The sequence below is a fragment of the Spirillospora sp. NPDC049652 genome, assembly GCF_040675125.1.
Classification (GTDB): domain Bacteria; phylum Actinomycetota; class Actinomycetes; order Streptosporangiales; family Streptosporangiaceae; genus Spirillospora.
Genome location: NZ_JBFAOF010000346.1, coordinates 1 through 6,932 on the forward strand (window position 1 = coordinate 1; position 6,932 = coordinate 6,932).

At 72.4% G+C, this 6,932-nt stretch carries 2 protein-coding genes and 1 pseudogene; all 3 read left to right on the plus strand.

Annotated features, from left to right (window positions below):
- Positions 1–532: pseudogene (locus tag AB0J52_RS21610) on the plus strand (hypothetical protein); the annotation flags it as partial.
- Between the two features lie 312 nt (positions 533–844).
- Entirely contained in the window at positions 845–5,401 is a 4,557-nt protein-coding gene (gene gltB, locus AB0J52_RS21615; protein WP_500183549.1) for a glutamate synthase large subunit, read from the plus strand.
- A gap of 16 nt (positions 5,402–5,417) precedes the next feature.
- Positions 5,418–6,881, plus strand: a complete 1,464-nt coding sequence (locus AB0J52_RS21620; RefSeq protein WP_500183550.1) for a glutamate synthase subunit beta — start codon at positions 5,418–5,420, stop codon at positions 6,879–6,881.
- Positions 6,882–6,932: the final 51 nt, after the last annotated feature.

Below are 6,932 nucleotides of genomic sequence, written 5' to 3' on the forward strand. Positions count from 1 at the left end.
GGCGCCGCTGACCGCGGCCGAGGCGTTCCCCTCGGAGGCGGCGACCCTCCAGGTCTCCCGGAAGGCGCGCCTGACGCTGCGGGGCAAGGAGCTGGGCGGCGACTGCACGGCGGCCGTCTGGGGCGCGGAGACCGCCAAGATGCTGCGCCGCGCGGGCTGCACCCAGGTCGCCCGGACGCTGTACGCGGATACCGCGCACGGATATGCGCTGTCGGTGACGGTTTTCAACCTGGTGGACACCCCTTCGGCGAACACGGCGGTGGACGCGCTGGGCCAGAACGGCGGCGGCGGGTTCGTCCGGCCGCTCGCCCCCGGCTCCGACTCGGGCGGGACGCTCGGCACGTTCGGCCAGAAGGGCTACGGCGCGGCGCGCGGCGTGGCGATGGGCCACTACGCCGTGGTCGCCTGGGCGCAGCGCCTCACGGGCACCGGGGACGCGGCCAGCGCCGCCAAGGACGAGACCCTCCTGTCGGTCCTGATCGAGGGCCAGAAGGCCCCGGCCGTCCTGAACCGCGCCGCCCGCGCGCACTGACTCCCCGCCGCGCCTCGCCCCGGCCCCCGGGGAGCGCTGCCGGCCGTCCGATGTTTCAAACATCGGGACCCCGGTGATGATGCTCACCGAGGTCAGGGCCTTTTCGCGTGGTCACACGCCACTAGAGTGGTCTAAACCACGCGGAGATCACCGAGATCGACGAAGATCAACAGACCCGGACACGTTTCGCGACTTGGTCGCTTCGGGCATGATCCCGGCAGTGATGTAGTCTCATCGCACCGCAGCAGGGCCAACGCCGTCCCGTGCCTGCACTGACATCAGCCAGTGACACGACGACGACGGGAGGGTTTGATGGCCTCTGCTGCCCTCACACCGGGCCTGCCACAGAACCAGGGCCTCTACGACCGGGCGAACGAGCACGACGCCTGCGGCGTCGGCATGGTGGCCGATCTGAACGGTCGCAAGAGCCACGACATCGTGAGCAACGCCCTGACCGTCCTGCGCAATCTGGACCACCGCGGCGCGGTGGGCGCCGAGCCCGACGACGGCGACGGGGTGGGCATCCTCGTCCAGATCCCCGACGCGTTCTTCCGCGCGGTGTGCGGCTTCGAGCTGCCCGCGGCGGGCTCGTACGCGGCGGGCCTCGCGTTCCTGCCGGCCGACGCGGCCGAGCGCGCCGCGGCGGTCGAGCGGGTCGAGACCCTGTGCGTCGAGGAGGGCCTGACCGTCCTCGGCTGGCGCGAGCTGCCGCACGACGCGGCCCACTGCGGCCCGGCCGCGCGCCGCGTGATGCCGCACTTCGCGCAGCTGTTCCTGACGGCCGCCGCGCACGGCCCGCACGCGGGCAAGAGCGGCCTGGAGCTCGACCGGGCCGTGTTCTGCATGCGCGAGCGCGCCGAGCAGGACGCCCCCGTCTACTTCCCGAGCCTGTCCGCGCGGACGATCGTCTACAAGGGCATGCTCACCACGCCGCAGCTTGAGCCCTTCTTCCCCGACCTGTCGGACGAGCGGTTCGCCTCGGCGATCGCGCTGGTGCACAGCCGGTTCTCCACCAACACCTTCCCGGCGTGGGAGCTGGCGCACCCCTACCGGTTCATCGCGCACAACGGCGAGATCAACACCGTCCGCGGGAACCGGAACTGGATGCGGGCCCGCGAGGCGCTGCTGAAGTCGGACCTGATCCCCGGCGACCTGTCCCGGATCTACCCGGTGATCGACATCGAGGCGTCCGACACCGCGTCCTTCGACGAGTGCCTGGAGCTGCTGCACCTGGGCGGGCGCAGCCTGCCGCACGCGGTGCTGATGATGATCCCCGAGGCGTGGGAGAACCACACCGAGATGGACCCGGCGCGCCGCGCCTTCTACGAGTTCCACTCCACCCTGATGGAGGCGTGGGACGGCCCGGCGTCGGTGACCTTCACCGACGGCACGGTCGTCGGCGCGGTCCTGGACCGCAACGGGCTGCGCCCCGGCCGGTACTGGGTGACCGACGAGGGCTTCGTGGTGCTGGCGTCCGAGGCGGGCGTGCTGGACATCCCGTCCGACCGGGTCGTCCGGAAGGGCCGGCTGCAGCCGGGCAAGATCTTCCTGGTCGACACCGAGGCCGGCCGGATCATCGAGGACGACGAGGTCAAGGCCGAGCTCGCCGCGCAGCACCCGTACGGGGAGTGGCTGCACGAGGGCCTGGTCCGGTTCGAGGAGCTGCCGCGCCGCGAGCGCGAGATCCCGACCCACGAGACGCTGGTCAAGCGGCAGCAGACCTTCGGCTACAGCAACGAGGAGCTCAAGGTCATCCTGTCGCCGATGGCCCGGACCGGCGCCGAGCCGATCGGGTCCATGGGCACCGACACCCCGATCGCGGTGCTGTCGGACCGGCCGCGGCTGCTGTTCGACTACTTCAAGCAGCTGTTCGCGCAGGTCACCAACCCGCCGCTGGACGCCATCCGCGAGGAGCTGGTGACCAGCCTGCAGTCCACCCTCGGCCCCGAGGGCAACCTGCTGGAGCCCGGCCCGGACTCGTGCCGCCGGCTGGTGCTGCCGACGCCGATCCTGGACAACGACGAGCTGTCCAAGATCATCCACATCAACGACGAGGGCTCCCTGCCGCACCTGCAGGCCCACGTCGTGCACGGCCTGTACGACGTGCACGGCGGCGGCGCGGCGCTGCGGGCGCGGATCGAGGAGATCTGCGCCGAGGTGTCGCTGGCGATCCAGGGCGGCGCGCGGATCATCGTGCTGTCCGACCGGGGCAGCGACTCGGCCCGCGCCGCGATCCCGTCGCTGCTGCTCACCGGCGCCGTCCACCACCACCTGATCCGGGAGAAGACCCGGACCCGCGTCGGGCTGGTCGTCGAGACCGCCGAGGCCCGCGAGTGCCACCACATGGCGCTGCTCATCGGGTACGGCGCGTCCGCGGTGAACCCCTACCTGGCGCAGGAGACCGTCGAGGACCTGGTCCGCGCCGGCGACCTCACCGGGGTGGACGAGGCCAAGGCCGTCCGGAACCTGGTCAAGGCGTACGGCAAGGGCGTCCTGAAGGTCATGTCCAAGATGGGCGTGTCCACGGTCGCGTCCTACACCGGCGCGCAGATCTTCGAGGCGATCGGCCTCGGCGCCGAGGTCGTGGACCGCGCGTTCACCGGCACCACCTCCCGGCTCGGCGGCGTCGGCTTCGACGTGCTGGCGGACGAGGTCGCCCGGCGGCACGCCCGCGCCTACCCGGCCGGCGGCAACGAGTCCGCGCACCGGACGCTGGAGGTCGGCGGGGAGTACCAGTGGCGGCGCGAGGGCGAGCGGCACCTGTTCAACCCCGAGACCGTGTTCAAGCTGCAGCACGCCACCCGCACCCGCCGCTACGAGATCTTCAAGGAGTACACCTCCGCGGTCGACGAGCAGGCCGGCAGGCTGATGACGCTGCGCGGGCTGTTCCGGCTGAAGGAGGGCGTCCGGCCGCCGGTCCCGATCGAGGAGGTCGAGCCGGTCTCGGAGATCGTCAAGCGGTTCTCCACCGGCGCGATGTCCTATGGCTCGATCTCCGCCGAGGCGCACGAGACCCTCGCGATCGCGATGAACCGGCTGGGCGCTAAGTCCAACACCGGCGAGGGCGGCGAGGACCCGCGGCGGTTCGCTCCCGACGTCAACGGCGACCTGCGGCGCAGCGCCATCAAGCAGGTCGCGTCCGGGCGGTTCGGCGTGACCGCCGAGTACCTGGCCAACGCCGACGACATCCAGATCAAGATGGCGCAGGGCGCCAAGCCCGGCGAGGGCGGCCAGCTGCCCGGCCACAAGGTCTACCCGTGGATCGCCAAGACCCGGCACTCCACCCCGGGCGTCGGCCTCATCTCGCCGCCGCCGCACCACGACATCTACTCGATCGAGGACCTGGCCCAGCTCATCCACGACCTGAAGAACGCCAACCCGGCCGCCCGGGTGCACGTGAAGCTGGTCTCGGAGGTCGGCGTCGGGACGGTCGCGGCGGGCGTGTCCAAGGCGCACGCGGACGTCGTGCTCATCTCCGGCCACGACGGCGGCACCGGCGCGTCCCCGCTGACCTCGCTGAAGCACGCGGGCGCGCCCTGGGAGCTCGGCCTCGCCGAGACCCAGCAGACGCTGCTGCTGAACGGGCTGCGCGACCGCATCGTCGTGCAGACCGACGGGCAGCTGAAGACCGGCCGCGACGTCGTCGTCGCCGCGCTGCTCGGCGCGGAGGAGTACGGCTTCGCGACCGCGCCGCTGGTGGTGTCGGGCTGCGTGATGATGCGCGTCTGCCACCTGGACACCTGCCCGGTCGGCGTCGCCACCCAGAACCCGGTGCTGCGGGAGCGGTTCAGCGGCAAGCCCGAGTTCGTCGTCAACTTCTTCGAGTTCATCGCCGAGGAGGTCCGCGAGTACCTGGCCGCGCTCGGCTTCCGCTCGCTGGACGAGGCGGTCGGCCGCGTCGACATGATCGACGCCGGTGACGCCGTCGAGCACTGGAAGGCGTCCGGGCTGGACCTGGCCCCGGTGCTGCACGCCCCGGAGGTCCCGGAGGGCACGTCCCTGCGGCGCACCACCGTCCAGGACCACGGGCTCGACAAGGCGCTGGACAACACGCTGATCCAGCTCGCCGAGGGCGCGATCGCGTTCGGCGACAAGGTGACGCTGGAGCTGCCCATCCGCAACGTCAACCGGACGGTCGGCACCATGCTCGGCCACGAGGTGACGAAGAAGTGGGGCGGCGCGGGCCTGGCGGACGACACCATCGACGTCACCTTCACCGGCTCGGCGGGCAACTCGTTCGGCGCGTTCGTGCCGCGCGGGATCACGCTGCGGCTGGTCGGCGACGCCAACGACTACGTCGCCAAGGGCCTGTCCGGCGGCCGGATCACGCTGCGTCCCCCGGCGGACGTGCCGTTCGACCCGTCCGGGCAGATCATCGGCGGCAACGTCATCCTGTACGGCGCGACGTCGGGCGAGCTGTTCGCGAGCGGCGTCGTCGGCGAGCGGTTCTGCGTCCGCAACTCCGGCGCCACGGCCGTCGTCGAGGGCGTCGGCGACCACGCGCTGGAGTACATGACCGGCGGCCGCGCGGTCATCCTCGGCCGCACCGGCCGCAACCTGGCGGCGGGCATGTCCGGCGGCATCGCCTACGTGCTCGACCTGGTACCCGAGCGGGTCAACCCCGAGATGGTCGACCTGGAGGCGCTCACCCCGCAGGACGCCGAGTTCGTCCGCGGGCTGGTCGAGCGGCACCACGCCGAGACCGGGTCCGCGACGGCGGCGGCGCTGCTGGCCGACTGGGACGCGGCCGCCGCCCGCATCACCAAGATCATGCCGCGGGACTTCCGGCGGGTGCTGGACGCGGCCGAGGCCGCCCGCGCCGAGGGCCGCGACGTCGACGAGGCCATCATGGCCGCCGCGCAGAGCTGAGAGGGGGACTTCCGACATGGCTGACCCGAAGGGTTTCCTGACCGCGGGACGGGAGCTCCCGCAGCGCCGCCCGGTGGACGTCCGGATCAAGTCCTGGTCCGAGGTGTACCAGGACTTCGCCCGGCCCAAGGTCGAGCGGCAGGCCAGCCGCTGCATGGACTGCGGCATCCCGTTCTGCCACCAGGGCTGCCCGCTGGGCAACCTCATCCCCGAGTGGAACGACCTGGTCTACCGGGGCGACTGGCAGGACGCGATCGAGCGGCTGCACGCGACCAACAACTTCCCCGAGTTCACCGGGCGGCTCTGCCCCGCCCCGTGCGAGAGCGCCTGCGTCCTCGGCATCAACCAGGACCCGGTCGCCATCAAGCGGGTCGAGGTCGAGATCATCGACCGGGCGTGGGACGAGGGCTGGGTGCGGCCGCGGCCGCCGGCGGTCCGGACCGGCAAGAGGGTCGCGGTCGTCGGCTCCGGCCCCGCCGGGCTCGCCGCCGCGCAGCAGCTCACCCGCGCCGGGCACGACGTCACCGTCTACGAGCGCGCCGACCGCGTCGGCGGCCTGCTCCGCTACGGCATCCCCGAGTTCAAGATGGAGAAGCGGCACCTGGACCGGCGGGTCGAGCAGATGCGCGCCGAGGGCACGGTGTTCAAGACTTCCGTGCACGCCGGAGTGGACGTCACGGCCGACGAGCTGTGCGAACGCCACGACGCGGTGCTGCTCGCGGGCGGGGCGACCGCGTGGCGCGACCTGCCCGTCCCGGGCCGCGACCTGCGCGGTGTCCACCAGGCGATGGAGTACCTGCCGCCGGCGAACAAGGTGCAGGAGGGCGACTTCGCCGAGTCGCCCATCTCCGCGCGGGGCAAGCACGTCGTGGTCATCGGCGGCGGCGACACCGGCGCGGACTGCATCGGCACCGCCGTCCGGCAGGGCGCGGCGTCGGTCACCCAGCTGGAGATCATGCCGATGCCGCCGCGGACGCGGCCCGGCCACCAGCCGTGGCCGACCTACCCGATGCTGTTCAAGATGGAGAGCGCGCACGAGGAGCTGCACGACCTCGGCGGCGAGCGGCTCTACGCCATCAACACCGTGGCGTTCCTCGGCGACGAGGACGGCAACCTGCGCGCGCTGAAGGTCGTCGGCGTCGAGGGGCCGGAGACCGGGTTCAAGCCGGTCCCCGGCACCGAGCGGGAGATCCCGGCGGAGCTGGTCACCCTCGCGATGGGCTTCGTCGGCCCCGAGCGCGAGGGCCTGCTCGCGCAGCTCGGCGTGGACCTCGACCAGCGGGGCAACGTCCGCCGCGACGCCGACTACGCCACCAGCGTGGACAAGGTCTTCGCCGCGGGCGACATGGGCCGGGGCCAGTCCCTGATCGTGTGGGCCATCGCCGAGGGCCGCGCCGCCGCGCACGGCATCGACAGGTTCCTCACCGGCCAGACCGACCTGCCCTACCCCATCCCGCCGACCGCCCGGCCGATCGCCTGACCGGTCCCTCGGCTCGGAACCGGACGGCCGGTCGCCCCGCGCGGGGCCACG